General features: G+C 67.7%; 13 protein-coding genes and 1 tRNA gene. 12 read left to right on the forward strand and 2 right to left on the reverse strand.

The features are described from left to right. Nucleotides 1–75: 75 nt before the first annotated feature. Together DW298_RS18315 and DW298_RS18320 are read left to right on the forward strand one after the other, a co-directional pair. Nucleotides 76–1,818 carry a DEAD/DEAH box helicase gene (locus DW298_RS18315; RefSeq protein WP_136043897.1) on the forward strand — a complete coding sequence of 581 codons (1,743 nt, stop codon included), beginning with the start codon at nucleotides 76–78 and terminating at the stop codon, nucleotides 1,816–1,818. A gap of 144 nt (nucleotides 1,819–1,962) precedes the next feature. After that, complete coding sequence (locus DW298_RS18320) at nucleotides 1,963–3,060, forward strand: VIT1/CCC1 family protein (protein ID WP_136043898.1); 1,098 nt, start codon at nucleotides 1,963–1,965, stop codon at nucleotides 3,058–3,060. 106 nt (nucleotides 3,061–3,166) lie between these two features. On the opposite strand, the gene DW298_RS18325 is transcribed toward DW298_RS18320, so the two are convergent. Continuing rightward, nucleotides 3,167–3,249: transfer RNA gene (locus tag DW298_RS18325), tRNA-Leu, on the reverse strand. A gap of 112 nt (nucleotides 3,250–3,361) precedes the next feature. Between DW298_RS18325 and DW298_RS18330 the strand changes: the two genes are divergently transcribed. Next, the gene (locus DW298_RS18330; protein ID WP_136043899.1) at nucleotides 3,362–4,657 is read left to right on the forward strand and encodes a M20/M25/M40 family metallo-hydrolase; all 1,296 of its coding nucleotides are present in this window, start codon (nucleotides 3,362–3,364) and stop codon (nucleotides 4,655–4,657) included. 42 nt (nucleotides 4,658–4,699) lie between these two features. Next, complete coding sequence (locus DW298_RS18335) at nucleotides 4,700–5,524, forward strand: undecaprenyl-diphosphate phosphatase (RefSeq protein ID WP_136043900.1); 825 nt, start codon at nucleotides 4,700–4,702, stop codon at nucleotides 5,522–5,524. A 6-nt stretch (nucleotides 5,525–5,530) separates the two neighbouring features. Here DW298_RS18335 and DW298_RS18340 read toward each other — a convergent pair whose 3' ends face one another. Beyond that, a complete protein-coding gene (locus tag DW298_RS18340) occupies nucleotides 5,531–6,379 on the reverse strand; it encodes a PAC2 family protein (RefSeq protein ID WP_136043901.1) in 849 nt (282 codons plus the stop codon). Between the two features lie 90 nt (nucleotides 6,380–6,469). On the opposite strand from DW298_RS18340, the gene DW298_RS18345 reads away from it, so the two are divergent. From DW298_RS18345 to DW298_RS18380, 8 genes are read left to right on the forward strand one after another with little or no spacing between them, the layout of a single operon-like run. Beyond that, nucleotides 6,470–7,150 (forward strand): HAD family phosphatase, encoded by a 681-nt coding sequence (locus tag DW298_RS18345; protein WP_275087550.1) that lies wholly within the window; start codon nucleotides 6,470–6,472, stop codon nucleotides 7,148–7,150. After that, nucleotides 7,150–8,169 (forward strand): tRNA (adenine-N1)-methyltransferase, encoded by a 1,020-nt coding sequence (locus DW298_RS18350; RefSeq protein ID WP_136043902.1) that lies wholly within the window; start codon nucleotides 7,150–7,152, stop codon nucleotides 8,167–8,169. Before DW298_RS18345 ends, DW298_RS18350 begins: the two co-directional genes overlap by 1 nt. A 10-nt stretch (nucleotides 8,170–8,179) precedes the next feature. Further along, a complete protein-coding gene (locus tag DW298_RS18355) occupies nucleotides 8,180–9,112 on the forward strand; it encodes a hypothetical protein (protein ID WP_136043903.1) in 933 nt (310 codons plus the stop codon). Further along, a complete protein-coding gene (locus tag DW298_RS18360) occupies nucleotides 9,112–10,104 on the forward strand; it encodes a WYL domain-containing protein (protein ID WP_136043904.1) in 993 nt (330 codons plus the stop codon). Before DW298_RS18355 ends, DW298_RS18360 begins: the two co-directional genes overlap by 1 nt. After that, nucleotides 10,101–11,096, forward strand: a complete 996-nt coding sequence (locus DW298_RS18365) for a WYL domain-containing protein (protein WP_136043905.1) — start codon at nucleotides 10,101–10,103, stop codon at nucleotides 11,094–11,096. The genes DW298_RS18360 and DW298_RS18365 overlap by 4 nt, the downstream gene beginning before the upstream one ends. A 32-nt stretch (nucleotides 11,097–11,128) precedes the next feature. Continuing rightward, a complete protein-coding gene (gene tatA, locus DW298_RS18370; RefSeq protein WP_136043906.1) occupies nucleotides 11,129–11,365 on the forward strand; it encodes a Sec-independent protein translocase subunit TatA in 237 nt (78 codons plus the stop codon). A 57-nt stretch (nucleotides 11,366–11,422) separates the two neighbouring features. Beyond that, nucleotides 11,423–12,181: a twin-arginine translocase subunit TatC gene (gene tatC, locus DW298_RS18375; RefSeq protein ID WP_136044047.1), complete on the forward strand. Its 759-nt coding sequence runs from the start codon at nucleotides 11,423–11,425 to the stop codon at nucleotides 12,179–12,181. Next, complete coding sequence (locus tag DW298_RS18380; RefSeq protein WP_136043907.1) at nucleotides 12,178–14,652, forward strand: DEAD/DEAH box helicase; 2,475 nt, start codon at nucleotides 12,178–12,180, stop codon at nucleotides 14,650–14,652. Before tatC ends, DW298_RS18380 begins: the two co-directional genes overlap by 4 nt. Nucleotides 14,653–14,675: the final 23 nt, after the last annotated feature.

Genomic DNA, 14,675 nt, shown 5'->3' on the forward strand with positions numbered 1-14,675 from the left:
GGTCCCGGGGGAGGGGCACGCGCGAGAAGCGCCGTACGTGCGACAGTGTCCGCAGCACCGATTATCGTGGAGTCGATGCTCTCTCCGTCCTTTCCCCAGCGTGCCCCTTGGGGAACCGCAAGCAAGCTGCGCGCCTGGCAACAGGAGGCGCTGGAACAGTACTTCGAAGCCGATCAGCGGGACTTCCTCGTCGCTGCGACACCCGGCGCAGGCAAGACCACCTTCGCCCTCACCCTCGCCGTGGAGCTCATGCGCATCGGCGAAGTGAACCGCATCATCGTGGTGGCGCCGACCGAGCACCTCAAGACGCAGTGGGCGGATGCTGCGGCGCGCGTGCACATCCGGCTCGACCCGCGATTCCGCAACAGCGACTGGGCGCCCGCACGTCACTATCACGGTGCCGTCGTCACCTACGCGCAGGTCGCCGCGAAGTCGTCGGTGCATCGGCATCTGACGGAAGACGCCAAGACACTCGTGGTTCTCGATGAGGTCCATCACGGTGGGGACGCGCTGAGCTGGGGCGACGCCATCCGCGACGCCTATGGCCCCGCGAAACGCCGACTGCTGCTCTCCGGAACGCCGTTCCGCAGCGACACGGCCCCGATCCCGTTCGTCGAGTACCACCCCGACGAATCCGGTGCTCGCGTCTCGCGCACCGACTACAACTACGGCTACGGTCGTGCCCTCGCCGACGGGGTCGTTCGCCCCGTGCTCTTCCACATGTACGCGGGCAAGATGCGCTGGCGCACCACCACCGGCGACGAACTCGAGACGCACCTGGGTCAGGACAACACGAAAGACGTGACGTCGCAGGCCTGGCGCACCGCGCTCGATCCCGAAGGCGAGTGGATGCCGGCCGTGCTGTCGGCCGCCGATCGCCGTCTGACCGAGATCCGCCACCACGTTCCGGATGCCGGCGGCCTCGTGCTCGCCACCGATCAGACCGTTGCGCGCGCGTACGCGAAGATCCTGCACAGCATCACGGGGCAGCAGCCGACGATCGTGCTCTCCGACGACGCGACCGCCTCGGAGCGCATCGAGAAGTTCAGCGCGAACGACTCCCGGTGGATGGTCGCGGTCCGCATGGTGTCCGAGGGGGTCGACGTGCCGCGTCTCGCCGTCGGCGTCTACGCGACATCGTCGTCGACCCCGCTCTTCTTCGCACAGGCGATCGGTCGATTCGTGCGGGCCCGTCGTCGGGGCGAGGCCGCCAGCGTGTTCCTGCCTCAGGTCCCCGTGCTCATGGGCCTGGCGAACGAGATGGACAAGCAGCGCGACCATGCGCTCGACCGGCAGTCGAAGGAAGAGGACGGACTCGACGACTCCCTGCTCGAGAGCGCCAACCGCGAAGAGGAGACCTCGGATGCGCTGACGCAGGAGTTCAGCTATCAGGCACTCTCCTCGGTCGCGCACTTCGACCGCGTCGTCTTCGAGGGCCAGGAGTTCGGGCAACTGGCCGAGCCCGGAACCCCCGAAGAGGAGGAGTTCATCGGTTTTCCGGGCCTCCTCGAGCCCGAGCACGTGCACGAGCTGCTCATGCAGCGCCAGTCGCGACAGTCCCGGCTGCGAGAGGCGCGCGAAGCCTCCACCGGGCCGACCGAGACGACGACGCTTCCTCCGCCCCTGCACCGCACGCTCAAGGAGCAGCGGCAGCTCCTGAACAGTCTGGTCGGCCTCTATGCCCGGCAGAAGGGTGAGCCGCATGGCGCCGTACACGCAGAGCTCCGGCGCATCTGCGGGGGACCGGCTGTGGCGCAGGCGACCGTGACGCAGCTGCAGTCGCGTATCGAGGTCCTGCGTAAGCGCGTACGCTCCTGAGCGATCGTTCGCGGTCCCGCTCGTCGGCGGTGCTTCGGATCCCCGAAATGCTGTCAATCCGCGTCTGAGCGAGGTCTCGTCGAGCCGCCGCGGCTAGCGTTGAACGGTTGCCCGCGCATCGGGCACCGTACACCTGGAGGATCCATGACAGCGCCCGCTGCTGCCGACCCGACCCCCGCCGATCGCCGGCGCTGGGCTCGCTATCTCGTGGAGGAGCGCGCCGAGGGCGCGGTCTATCAGAAGCTCGCGGCACGCCGCACGGGGGAGGAGCGGGATATCCTCCTGAGGCTCGCCGATGCCGAGCGCCGCCATGAGCAGCACTGGCTCGACCTTCTGGGCACGGAGCCTGCACGGCTGCCGCGTGCCGGCGTCCGCTCCCGGCTGCTCGGGTGGATGGCGGGCCGCTTCGGGTCCATCTTCGTGCTCGCGCTCGCGCAGAGCGCCGAGGCGCGTTCGCCCTACGACTCCGAGCAGTACGCGACCCCGGCGATGCGTGCCGACGAGAAGGTGCACTACGAGGTCGTCCGCGGACTCGCGGCGCGCGGGCGGAGACGCCTCTCCGGGTCCTTCCGCGCCGCGGTCTTCGGTGCCAACGACGGTCTCGTGAGCAACCTCGCGCTGGTGCTCGGCATCGGTGCGACCGGGGTCAGTTCCGGATTCGTCCTCTTCAGCGGGATCGCAGGGCTGTTGGCCGGCGCGCTGTCGATGGGGGCCGGGGAGTTCGTGTCGGTGCGTTCGCAGCGTGAGCTGCTGGCCGCGACGGAGGCGAATGAGGACGCTCATGCCGCAGCCGGTGACCTCGACATCGACGAGAACGAACTCGCGCTCGTGTACCGGGCGCGCGGCATGGACCAGGAGGAATCGCTGTCGCGCGCGCGACGCATCGTCTCGGCAGCGCAGGCGGGCGTCAGTCGTGCGGCGACCGGCCCTGTGAACATCCAGGCCGGAGACGATCACGAGATCGTCGGAAGCGACTGGACAGCGGCGATCTCGAGCTTTCTTCTGTTCGCCTCTGGAGCGGTCATCCCGGTCCTGCCCTGGATCTTCGGCCTCCAGGGCGCCACGGCGATCATCGTCGCCCTGGTCCTGGTCGGCATCGCACTGTTGAGCACCGGGGCGATGGTCGGCGTGCTCTCGGGCGGCCCGCCTCTGCGCCGAGCTCTCCGCCAACTCGCGATCGGTTTCGGTGCCGCAGCGATCACCTACGTCCTGGGCCTGGTCTTCGGCGTCGGCGCGGTCTGAGTCTGGAGCGCACACCACGGGGCCGGCCGACGATCCGGCCCCGTGGGGTTGCCCCATGCAGCGAAGAAGGCCCCGGATCCATGGATCCGGGGCCTTCTTCTTCTTGTGCGCGGAGGGGGACTTGAACCCCCACGCCCTTACGGGCACTACGACCTCAACGTAGCGCGTCTACCATTCCGCCACCCGCGCAGGTTTTGGATGATCGTTGCCGACCGAAGAATGACATTACCACGTTCCCCGCGGCCTCTCGAACCGAGCGGTACGCCCGGGCGTGGCTCGCCGTTTCGATAGCCTTGAGCACATGACCGATCCCTCTCTTCCCGAGGTCGTGCGCATCGCGAGCGACCTCATCCGCTTCGACACATCCAACTTCGGTGGAGGGAATGCGAAGGGCGAGCGCGAGGCCGCGGAGTACGTGGGCGCCTACCTCGAGAGGCTCGGACTGGAGGTCGAGTACTACGAGCCGATCGAGCGCCGCACCAACGTGATGGCTCGTGTTCCGGGCCGTGATCGGAGCAAACCGGCACTCGTCGTGCACGGACACCTCGACGTCGTGCCGGCGATGGCGGACGACTGGAGCGTCGACCCGTTCGCCGGTGTCGTCCAGGACGGGATGCTGTGGGGGCGCGGCGCCGTGGACATGAAGAACATGAACGCGATGATCCTCACCTCCGTCGCGGAGATCCTCCGGGCGGGCGAGCAGCCGGAGCGTGACCTGATCCTGGCGTTCTTCGCCGATGAGGAGAACGGCGGTGTCGAGGGTTCGGCGCTCGTCGTGCAGAATCGCCCGGAGTGGTTCGCGGGGGCCACAGCCGCGATCAGCGAGGTCGGAGGTTACTCGATCACCGTGGATGACCGGCGCGCTTACCTGCTGCAGGTCGGCGAGAAGGCGCTGATCTGGATCCGCCTGGTGGCGAAGGGGCGTGCGGGTCACGGCAGCCGCCTGCACGACGACAATGCCGTGACGAAGCTCTCAGAGGCCGTCGCAGCGATCGGACGCACGCGCTGGCCGATCCGTCTCACGCCGACGACCACGGCACTGTTGGAGGGCCTGAGCGCGCTCAGCGGGCGCAGCGCGGACGATCCCGATGCCCTCGCCGCCGCCGCGGGGCCCGCCGAGGCCTTCCTGCGGTCCTCGTTCCGAACGACGACGAACCCCACCGCCCTCACCGCCGGCTACAAGCACAACGTGATCCCAGAGCGTGCCGAGGCGCTCATCGACGTGCGGGTCATCCCGGGCACCGAAGACGATGTCCTGGCCGAGCTCCAGCAGATCGTGGGCGATGAGATCGTCATCGAGACGGTCGTCCGCGACATCGGGATGGAAACGCCGTTCGAGGGTGAGCTCGTGGAAGCGATGGTCGCCAGCATCGGCCGTCACGACCCCGGGGTTCCCGTGATCCCGTACCTGCTGGGCGCCGGCACAGACAACAAAGCGCTGGCCTTCCTGGGCATCACCGGCTACGGGTTCGCCCCGTTGAAGCTCCCCGCCGAACTGGACTTCACAGGAATGTTCCACGGAGTAGATGAGCGCGTCCCCGTAGAATCGCTTGTCTTCGGCCAGCGCGTGCTGGCCGATCTGCTGCGCACGTACTGAGCGCCGCCCGCTCCGTGCCCTCACAACACCGAAAGCCTCTTCATGCACCTGCTCGAAGCACTGATCCTGGGCGTCGTCCAGGGACTCACCGAGTTCCTCCCCATCTCCTCCAGCGCCCACCTGCGCATCCTCGGAACGTTCCTCCCGTCGGGAGAAGACCCCGGGGCGGCATTCACCGCGATCACGCAGATCGGCACCGAGGCGGCGGTGGTCGTCTTCTTCTGGCGTGACATCGTGCGCATCATCGGCCAGTGGTTCCGCTCGCTCGTCGGCAAAGCCCCCCGCAACGACCCCGATGCGCGGATGGGCTGGATGATCATCATCGGCAGCATCCCGATCGTGGTGCTCGGGCTGCTCTTCCAGGACCAGATCGAGACCGTGCTCCGCTCGATGTGGATCGTCGCGATCATGCTCATCGTCTTCGGCATCCTGCTCGGTGTCGCCGACTACGTGGGGGCGAAGCGCCGCAAGCTCGACGATCTGACCTATCCGCACGGCGTCGCCTTCGGTTTCGCGCAGGCGCTGGCGTTGATTCCCGGGGTCTCCCGATCCGGCGGCACGATCACGATGGGTCTGTTCCTCGGCTATGAGCGCGCCGCTGCTGCGCGCTACGCCTTCCTGCTCGCGATCCCCGCCGTGTTCGGCAGCGGCTTCTACCAGGTCTTCAAGAGCTGGGACGAGCCGTCGTTCTTCTCGTTCGGCGACACTCTCGCAGCGACCGGCATCGCGTTCGTCGTGGCGCTCGGCGTCATCGCGTTCTTCATGAACTGGATCTCGAAGCGCAGCTTCCTGCCGTTCGTCATCTACCGGATCCTGCTCGGCACGGTGCTCCTGGTCCTGCTCGGCACCGGTGTGATCGCGGCCTGACCCGGCTCAGCGTTTGCGATCTCCCGGGCCGTCGTCGCGGCGGCGGAGATACCGTTCGAACGCCTGCGCGATCGCATCGCCCGACGCCTCGGGGGAATCCCACGTGTCGCGCGTGCGCTCGAGCTGACGGATGTACTCGGCCATGTCTTCGTCTTCCGACGCGGCCGCGTCGATCGAAGCCTCCCAGGTGGCGGCCTCTGTGCGCAGCGTCTGGCGGTCCACGTCGGCGCCGGTCAGTTCCTCGAGCCGGTCGAGCAGTGCGAGAGTCACCTTCGGCGATGGCGTGGCGGACGCGACGTAGTGCGGCACGCTGGCCCACAGGCTGGCGGTGGGGATCCCTGCGTTCTCGGCGAAGTGCTCGATCACGGACAGGATGCCGACGGGCCCCTCGTAGAGCGAGCGCTCGAGGTCGTGTGCTTCCCGCACCTGCTCGTTCTGGCTGGAGGCGAAGATCGAGATCGGCCGCGTGTGCGGGACGTCCGAGAGCATCGCGCCGAGGGTGACGAGTCCGGTGATGTCATCGCGCAGAGCCACGTCGATGAACTCCGAGGCGAACGCCTGCCAGGTGCGGGCGGGTTCGGCGCCCGTGAGCAGCCAGAACTCGGGTCCTGGCCCCGGGTCGCGCGGGCGCCAGAGGCCCGCTTCCGGCCACGTCAGCTGACGGCGGCCCTCGGCATCCATCCGACTCGACGGGCGCGTGTACTGGTAGTCGAAGAAGAGTTCGGGATCGACGGAATGCACGAGGTCGTACTCCGACGACGCCCGCAGCGCCTCGATTGCGCCGCTCGCCGCTTCACCCGCATCGTTCCAGCCGTCGAAGGCGGCGATGACGATGCGCTGACCGAGAACATCCATCGAGGGCTCCCTTCGAGATCGTGGACGATATCCCTCCAGGCTAGTCCGCGACGGCGGGATGCGGGCGGCACCCCGGCTAGCATGGGTTCAGTGAGCAGAAAGCCCAGCGCGGTCCTGTGGGACATGGATGGAACACTCGTCGACACCGAACCGTATTGGATGGCGGCCGAGACGGCACTGGTCGAATCCTTCGGCGGATCGTGGAGCCACGAGGATGCGCTGCAGCTCGTCGGAAGCGGATTGCTCGACAGCGCGGTGATCCTGCAGGGCGCCGGTGTCGCGATGGAAGCGGAGGCGATCGTCGACCACCTCACCGATGCCGTTCAGGAATCGCTCCGCAGCCAGGGCGTCCCGTTCCGGCCAGGCGCCCGCGAACTCCTCCGAAACCTCCGAGAGGCCGGCATCCCGACGGGTCTCGTCACGATGTCGCTGCGGAGGATGGCGCTGAGCGTCGTCGATCTGATCGAGTTCGACGCGTTCGACATCGTCGTCGCCGGGGATGATGTCGACAACCCGAAGCCGCATCCGGAGCCCTATCTGCAGGCGGCGGCACTCCTCGACGTCGACATCGCCGACGTCATCGTCATCGAGGATTCGCCGACGGGCGTCCGCGCCGGCCTCGCGTCGGGCGCGCTGACTCTCGCCGTTCCGCACATCGTGCCGCTCGACCATCTGGGCGCCCACGAGCTGTGGCCGACCCTCGCCGGCAGGAACGCCGGTGACCTCACCGACCTCTTCGACAGCATCAACGTCGCGACGGGAGCATCCTGATGACCGATAGCCGCGTTCCGAGGCCGAGTGGTCCGTTCCGTCCGGGCGATCGCGTGCAGCTGACCGGCCCCAAGGGCCGCCTGCACACGGTGACGCTTCGCGAAGACGGAGAACTGCACACGCACCAGGGCGTGCTGCGCCATCGTGACCTGATCGGCCTTCCCGACGGCTCCGTCGTGGCCAACAGCTCCGGCCACGACTACCTGGCTCTCCGCCCGCTGCTGAGGGACTTCGCGATGTCGATGCCGCGGGGCGCGGCGATCGTGTATCCGAAGGACGCGGCGCAGATCGTGATGCAGGCCGACATCTTCCCCGGGGCGACAGTGGTCGAGGCCGGAGTCGGCTCCGGCGCGCTCTCCCTCTCCCTCCTGCGGGCCGTCGGCCCGGCGGGCAACCTGATCTCGTTCGAGCGACGCGAGGACTTCGCCGATGTGGCTCGCGGCAACGTCGAGACGTTCTTCGGCGAGCACCCCGACACCTGGCGCGTCGTCGTGGGCGACCTCGTCGAATCGCTCCCGAGCGAGGTGCAGGCGGGCACCGTCGATCGTGTGGTGCTGGACATGCTCGCTCCCTGGGAGTGCATGGACGCTGTCGCCGATGCGCTCACCCCCGGCGGCGTGGTCCTCTGCTACGTGGCCACCGCGACGCAGCTCTCCCGCGTGGCGGAGTACATCCGCGGTACCGGACTCTTCACCGATCCCGATGCCTCCGAGACGATGGTCCGGGGCTGGCATGTCGAGGGGCTCGCCGTGCGCCCCGACCACCGCATGGTCGCGCACACCGGGTTCCTGCTGACGGCGCGGCGGCTCGCGCCCGGGGCCATCGCGCCTTCGGTCAAGCGGCGTGCCTCCAAGAGCAGCTACGGCGACGAGGATGTCGAGGCGTGGACCCCCGGAGCCGTCGGCGATCGCGAGATCAGCGACAAGAACCTGCGCAAGCGCGCGAGAGAGGCCGAGAAGGCCGCCGAAGGGGCGCGCCTTGCTGCGGCCTCGCGCGATTCCGGGCACGCGACGGAATAGACTGGAGCGCGTGCGTAAAACGTCCGCCGTTCTGGCCTCCCTCAGCCTTGCCGTCCTCGCTCTGACCGGCTGCACCGCCGTGGCGCCCGAGAGCGACGCCGCCTGCGATCGCGGGGCCGGGTCGACCGATATCCGCGACGCGGTGACCGTCGAGGGCGACGTAGGGTCGACTCCGGATGTCAGCGTCTTCAGCCCGCTGCACCTCACGAAGACGGCGTTCGCCGACGCGACGGTGGGCGATGGTCGGAAGATCCTCGACAACTCGCAGGCACTCGTGGTGGAGCTCTCGATCTTCAGCGGTGAGACCGGCAAGCAGGTCTACGCGACTTCCTACGACGAGTCCAAGGGGCAGGTCTCCACGGCCGATTACTGGGCGACGCAGTCGCCCGGACTCGAGTCGGTGTTCTCGTGCGCGACCGCGGGGTCCCGGATCATCGCGGCCCTCACCCCGGAAGACTTCGGCGCCAACAACCTCCAGGGCTTCGGTCTCGAGGCCGACGACAACGCGGTGTTCGTCATCGACGTGGTCGATGTCTTCCTCTCCCGCGCCGAGGGTTCCCTCCAGTTCAACGATGCGAAGGGTATGCCGACGGTGGTGCGCGCCCCCGATGGCACGCCCGGGGTCATCATTCCCGACAGCGCTGCACCGACGGAGCAGGTGGTGCAGACCCTCATCAAGGGTGATGGTGAAGAGGTCGAAGCGGGCCAGATCCCCCTTCTGAACGTGATGGCCGTGGGCTGGGACGACAAGAAGGTCATCAACAGCACCTGGGGCCAGGGACCGACGGGCGATCTCTCGACCTCGGCTCCGACCGTTGCGGAGGCTCTCGTCGGCAAGACCGTGGGCTCGCAGATCCTCGTCGTGACTCCCGCCGGTGACGGCGGCCCTGCCGTCGCCTACGTGGTCGACATCCTGGGCGCAGTCACGGCGCCGACGCAGTGATGGCCAGCCGGATCCCCGCGGAGGAGCGCCTGACGAATCTCGTCGTGGCGCTGATGGCCACGGAGATCGGGCTGACCAAGCAGCAGATTCTCGACAACGTCTCGGGGTATCGGCAGCGGGCGGACGCGGGCACCCGATCCGACGCGCTCGAGAAGATGTTCGAGCGCGACAAGGACGAGCTGCGCACCCTCGGCGTGCCGATCGAGACGATCGGGGATGCCGCCGATCCGAATGACCTCAGAGAAGCTCGTTACCGTATTCCGCAGGCGGAATACGACTTGCCCAGCGACATCGAGTTCTCCGCCGCCGAACTCGCGGTGTTGCGGCTCGCGGGCAGCGTGTGGAGTGCGGAGTCCGTCTCGGGCGACGCGCAGTCGGGGGTTCGGAAGATCCGTGCGCTGGGGATCGATGGCGACGAGCCGATCATCGGATTCGCTCCGCGGATCACCGCCCGCGACGCCGCTTTCGCACCTCTCCAGGACGCGATCGAGAGGAGTCGCGTCGTCACCTTCGACTACTTGAAGCCGGGCGAGGACGCACCACGGCGACGAAGGATCCGCCCGTTGGCGCTGGTCGACTACGAGGCCCGATGGCATGTGTTCGGCATCGATGTGGATGTCGAGGAGGACCGCACGTTCCTGCTCAGCCGGATCGTGGGCGCCGTCGAGGTGAGCACGACGACCTTCGACTCCGCGCTCCGAGACGGAGCGGGGGAGCGGGCCCTTGCCGGTCTGGAGCGAGTCGCTGCTGCGAACTCCGCACTGCTGGAAGTGACGCCCGGCACCGAAGCTGCGCTGCGGCTCGGACGACGTGCGACAGCTGCGCCGCAGGGGATCCATGTGCCATTCGTGGACCTGCACATCTTCGCCGACGAGCTCGCCTCCTACGGACCGGAGGTCCGGGTGGTCGAACCGGCCGCGCTGCGCGACGCGGTCATCGACCGGCTCCGGGCGGTCGTCGACGCGCACACAGATCGGGCGGAGGCATCATGAGTGCGAAGTCCAAGCCGCTCCTCGCGGCCGATCGTGTCCGTCTCTACCTCACTCTCGTGCCGTACCTGCTCGAGCACGGTCAGGTTTCTCTGGCCGAGGCTGCTGAGGAGTTCGGCGTGACGCCGCAGGAGATGCGCGGGATGGTCGAGAAGCTGACCGTGATCGGGCTCCCCGGGGAGTCCGGCTACTGGCAGCAGCCGCAGGAGATGTTCGACATCAACTGGGACCTGCTCGACCTCGAAGACGTCATCGAGATCACGAACGACGTGGCCCTGCGTCGAGTCCCACGCTTCACCGCGCGAGAGGCGGCAGCGTTGCTCGCCGGACTGCAGATGGTCGCAGCAGTGCCGGCGGTCTCCGACTCGGGCCTCGTCGCCGGCCTCATCTCCAAGCTGTCCCGCGGCGCAGCCGACGCGCCCGCCGAGGTCGTCGTCGCCCCGAGCGCCGTCGACGAGGTCCGTGAAGCGGTCGCGCGAGGCCTGCACGACGGCGTCGCGATCGCCTTCACCTATCAGGCCCCGGATGCCGCGCCGACGACCAGAACGGTCGATCCGATGCAGATCCTCATCACCAACGGCCAGTGGTACCTGCAGGGCTGGTGCCACATGCGGCAGGCGATGCGGACGTTCCACCTCGACCGCGTCAGCGCGCCGACCCTCACCGAGATTCCGATCGCCCACGGCGGCGAACACGTCCCTGAGGCGTTCGCCGGTCTCGACGACGAGCGCGAAGTCACCGTGCGCGTGCCGGAGCGGCTCGCGCCCCTGTTGAGCGGCTTCGTTCCCACCGGGCAGCCCGATGTGGTCGACGGCGCGGTGACCACCACGCTGCACCTCGCCGATCCTCGTGGCGTCAAGCGGCTCGCCGGGCGATTCGGCGGCGCGATGGAGGTGCTGGAGCCGGGGATCGCCCGATCCGCGACCAAGGATTGGGCCGCGTCGGGACTCGCGCTGTATCGCCGACCCGATATATCTCAGAGATCTGTAGACTGAACCGAACGCTCATCGACGACGGGAATCCTGACATGTTCGCTGGAATGCAAGGCTGGCACCTCCTCATCGTGCTCGCCGTGATCCTCCTTCTGTTCGGTGCCGCCAAGCTGCCGGCTCTGGCGAAGAGCATGGGCCAGTCCGCCCGCGTCTTCAAGGGTGAGATGAAGGCGATGAAGGACGACGATGCGTCTCGCGCCGACTCGACCGTCGCCGAACCCACGTCGGTCAAGGACTCGGGCGCAGACCCTGAGACTCCGCCTCGCGCCTGACCGGCCGTGGCAGCCATCGAACCGACCGTGATGCCGAAGGCGGATCGGGATCGGCGGATGTCGCTCGGCGCGCATCTCGTCGAACTGCGCAAGCGTCTGATGTACGCAGCGCTCGCTCTGGTCGTGGGCATGGTCGTGGCGTTCATCGTCGCCGACCCGGTCATCCACTTCATCACGGAGCCCATCCGCATCATCACCGAGAAGCGCGGTGATGACTTCAGTGCGCTCAACTTCGGCACGGTGACCGCCGCGTTCGACATGCGGATGCGGATCGCTTTCTCCATCGGCCTGTTCATCTCGGCGCCAGTCTGGCTATGGCAGGTCTGGGCGTTCATCATGCCCGGCCTGACCCGCAAGGAGATCAGGTACACCGTCGGTTTCGTCGTCGCCGCAGTCCCTCTGTTCTTCGCCGGTTGCTATCTGGGCGTCATGATCATGCCGCACGTGATCGAGCTGATGTGGAGCTTCACGCCGGACGGCGCGACCAACTTCTACTACGCGCAGGAGTACTACGACTTCGTCTTCAAGCTGATGATCGTCATCGGTGTCTCGTTCGTGCTGCCGGTGTTCCTCGTCGCGCTGAACCTCGCCGGCGTCATGTCGGGCAGGGCGATCCTCAAGGGGTGGCGCATCGCGATCATCATCGCGACGGTGTTCGCGGCGCTCGCGACCCCGGCCGCCGACGTGGTCAGCATGCTGATGCTCGCCGGCATCCTGATCGTCCTGTTCTTCGCCGCCGCCGGCCTCTCCCTGCTGTTCGACCGACGCAAGCGCAAGCGCGACGAGGCGACCGGGCTGTTGCCGGACCCGGCATGAGCTCGCCCTCCGACCGGTACGCGCAGGCGCAGCAGGCAGCGGAGCACCCGGAGTCCTCAGCATTCGCCGCACTGCAGAAGTTTCAGCTCGATCCGTTCCAGGTCGCGGGATGCCACGCGCTGGAGAACGGCCGCAGCGTGCTGGTGGCGGCGCCGACGGGGGCAGGGAAGACCATCGTCGGCGAGTTCGCGATCCATCTCGCGATGCGGACGCCGAACGATAAGGCGTTCTACACCACGCCGATGAAGGCGCTCTCGAACCAGAAGTTCCGCGAGCTGGTCGAGGTGTACGGAGCAGATCAGGTGGGTCTGCTCACGGGCGACACCAACATCAACGGCAATGCGCGCATCGTGGTCATGACCACCGAGGTGCTGCGGAACATGATCTACGCCGACTCCGCCGCGCTCAACGATCTGCGCTACGTGATCATGGATGAGGTCCACTACCTCGCGGACCGTTTCCGGGGTGCCGTGTGGGAAGAGGTCATCATCCACCTGCCTCAGCGGGTGCGGCTGGTCTCGCTGAGCGCCACGGTCTCCAACGCCGAGGAGTTCGGCGACTGGCTCGACACGGTGCGGGGTGACACCGACGTCATCGTCTCCGAGATCCGGCCGGTGCCGCTGGAGCAGCACGTCCTCGTCCGCGATGATCTTCTCCCTCTGTTCGACGATCGCGCGGGTATCGCGACCGCGCAGGTGAACCAGGAGTTGATGCGGATCCGTTCGTCGACCGGGTCGAACTACGACAACAACCGGCAGGCGCAGTCGTATCGCAGCGATCGTCACGCCGGGCGTCAGGCGAAGCGCCCGCCGCGCGGCGGTCGACGACCCGTCCGCGCCTCCAACGCCCGCCGGATCGAGCGGATGGATCGCCCCGAGGTCGTGCATCTCCTCGAGCGGGCGAACCTCCTCCCAGCGATCTTCTTCATCTTCAGCCGCGTGGGGTGCGACGCCGCGGTGCAGCAGGTACGGCGCTCCGGCCTTCGGCTGACCTCCCCCGAGGAGCGGGCGGAGATTCGCTCCCTCGTAGAGGACCGGACGCGCACCCTCCAGGACGAGGACCTCGACGTGCTCGGCTACTGGGAGTGGCTCGACAACCTCGAGCGCGGCGTCGCCTCGCACCACGCGGGTCTGCTGCCGGCGTTCAAGGAGGTCGTCGAAGAGCTGTACCGACGCAAGCTCATCAAGGTCGTCTTCGCGACGGAGACTCTGGCCCTCGGCATCAACATGCCCGCCCGCACGGTCGTTCTCGAGAAGATGGAGAAGTTCAACGGCGAGGCCAGGGTCGCGATCACCTCGGGGGAGTACACCCAGCTCACCGGCCGCGCCGGCAGACGCGGCATCGACGTCGAGGGTCACGCGGTCGTGCAGTGGACCGAGGGGATGGACCCGCAGGCCGTCGCCGCGCTGGCGTCTCGACGCACCTATCCACTGAATTCGAGTTTCCGGCCCACCTACAACATGGCCGTGAATCTGATCGACATGTTCGGCAAGGCCAGGGCCCGACAGATCCTCGAGTCGTCCTTCGCACAGTTCCAGGCCGATCGCTCGGTCGTCGGGCTGGCGCGCCAGGTGCGTGAGGCCGAGGAGTCGCTGGCGGGCTACCTGAGTTCGATGACCTGCGAGCACGGGGATTTCGCCGAGTACGCCGCGATTCGCCGGGAACTCAGCGATCTCGAGAAGAAGAATCGCCAGGACTCCCAGGCGCCGCGGGCGTCGCGCGACAAGCGGATGAAGCGCATCCAGACCCTGCGCACGCAGATGCAGCGCCACCCGTGCCATCGCTGCCCCGATCGGGAAGCGCACGCGCGCTGGGCGGAACGCTACTGGAAGCTCAAGCGACAGACCGACCGGATCCGGCGCCAGATCGAGACTCGTACCGGGACGGTGGCGCGCGTTTTCGACCGTGTCGTCGAGGTGCTGGAGACACTCGACTATCTGACGGAGGTGGACGGCGAGACGACACTGACGGAGGCCGGCCGTACGATGCGTCGGATCTACGGAGAACGCGATCTGCTCGTCGCCGAATCGCTGCGGCAAGGACTCTGGGCGGGTCTCGATGCCCCCTCTCTCGCAGCGATGGCGTGCTGCCTCGTGTACGAGCCGCGACGTGACGAAGCGAACTCGGGGGAGCGCGGCCTCCCGCGCGGTGCATTCCGCGTGGCATATGAGAAGACGACCACGCTCTGGGCCGAACTCGACGACCTCGAGCAGGATCATCGTCTGCCGGGAAGCGAACCGCTCGCGGCCGGACTCGCGGGTGCGATGCATGCGTGGGCTCGCGGCGGCATGCTCGACCGGGTGCTGATCGACGCGGACATGGCCGCGGGAGACTTCGTGCGCTGGGCGAAGCAGACCATCGACCTCCTCGATCAGCTGTCCATCGTGGCTGAGGATGCGGCTGTCGCCCGCACCGCCCGCAGTGCGCTCGACGGCGTGCGCCGCGGCATCGTCGCCTACTCGTCGATGTGATGATGGCGCCGACATCCGCGGAA

The sequence above is a fragment of the Microbacterium sp. A20 genome, assembly GCF_004794515.1.
GTDB lineage: Bacteria > Actinomycetota > Actinomycetes > Actinomycetales > Microbacteriaceae > Microbacterium.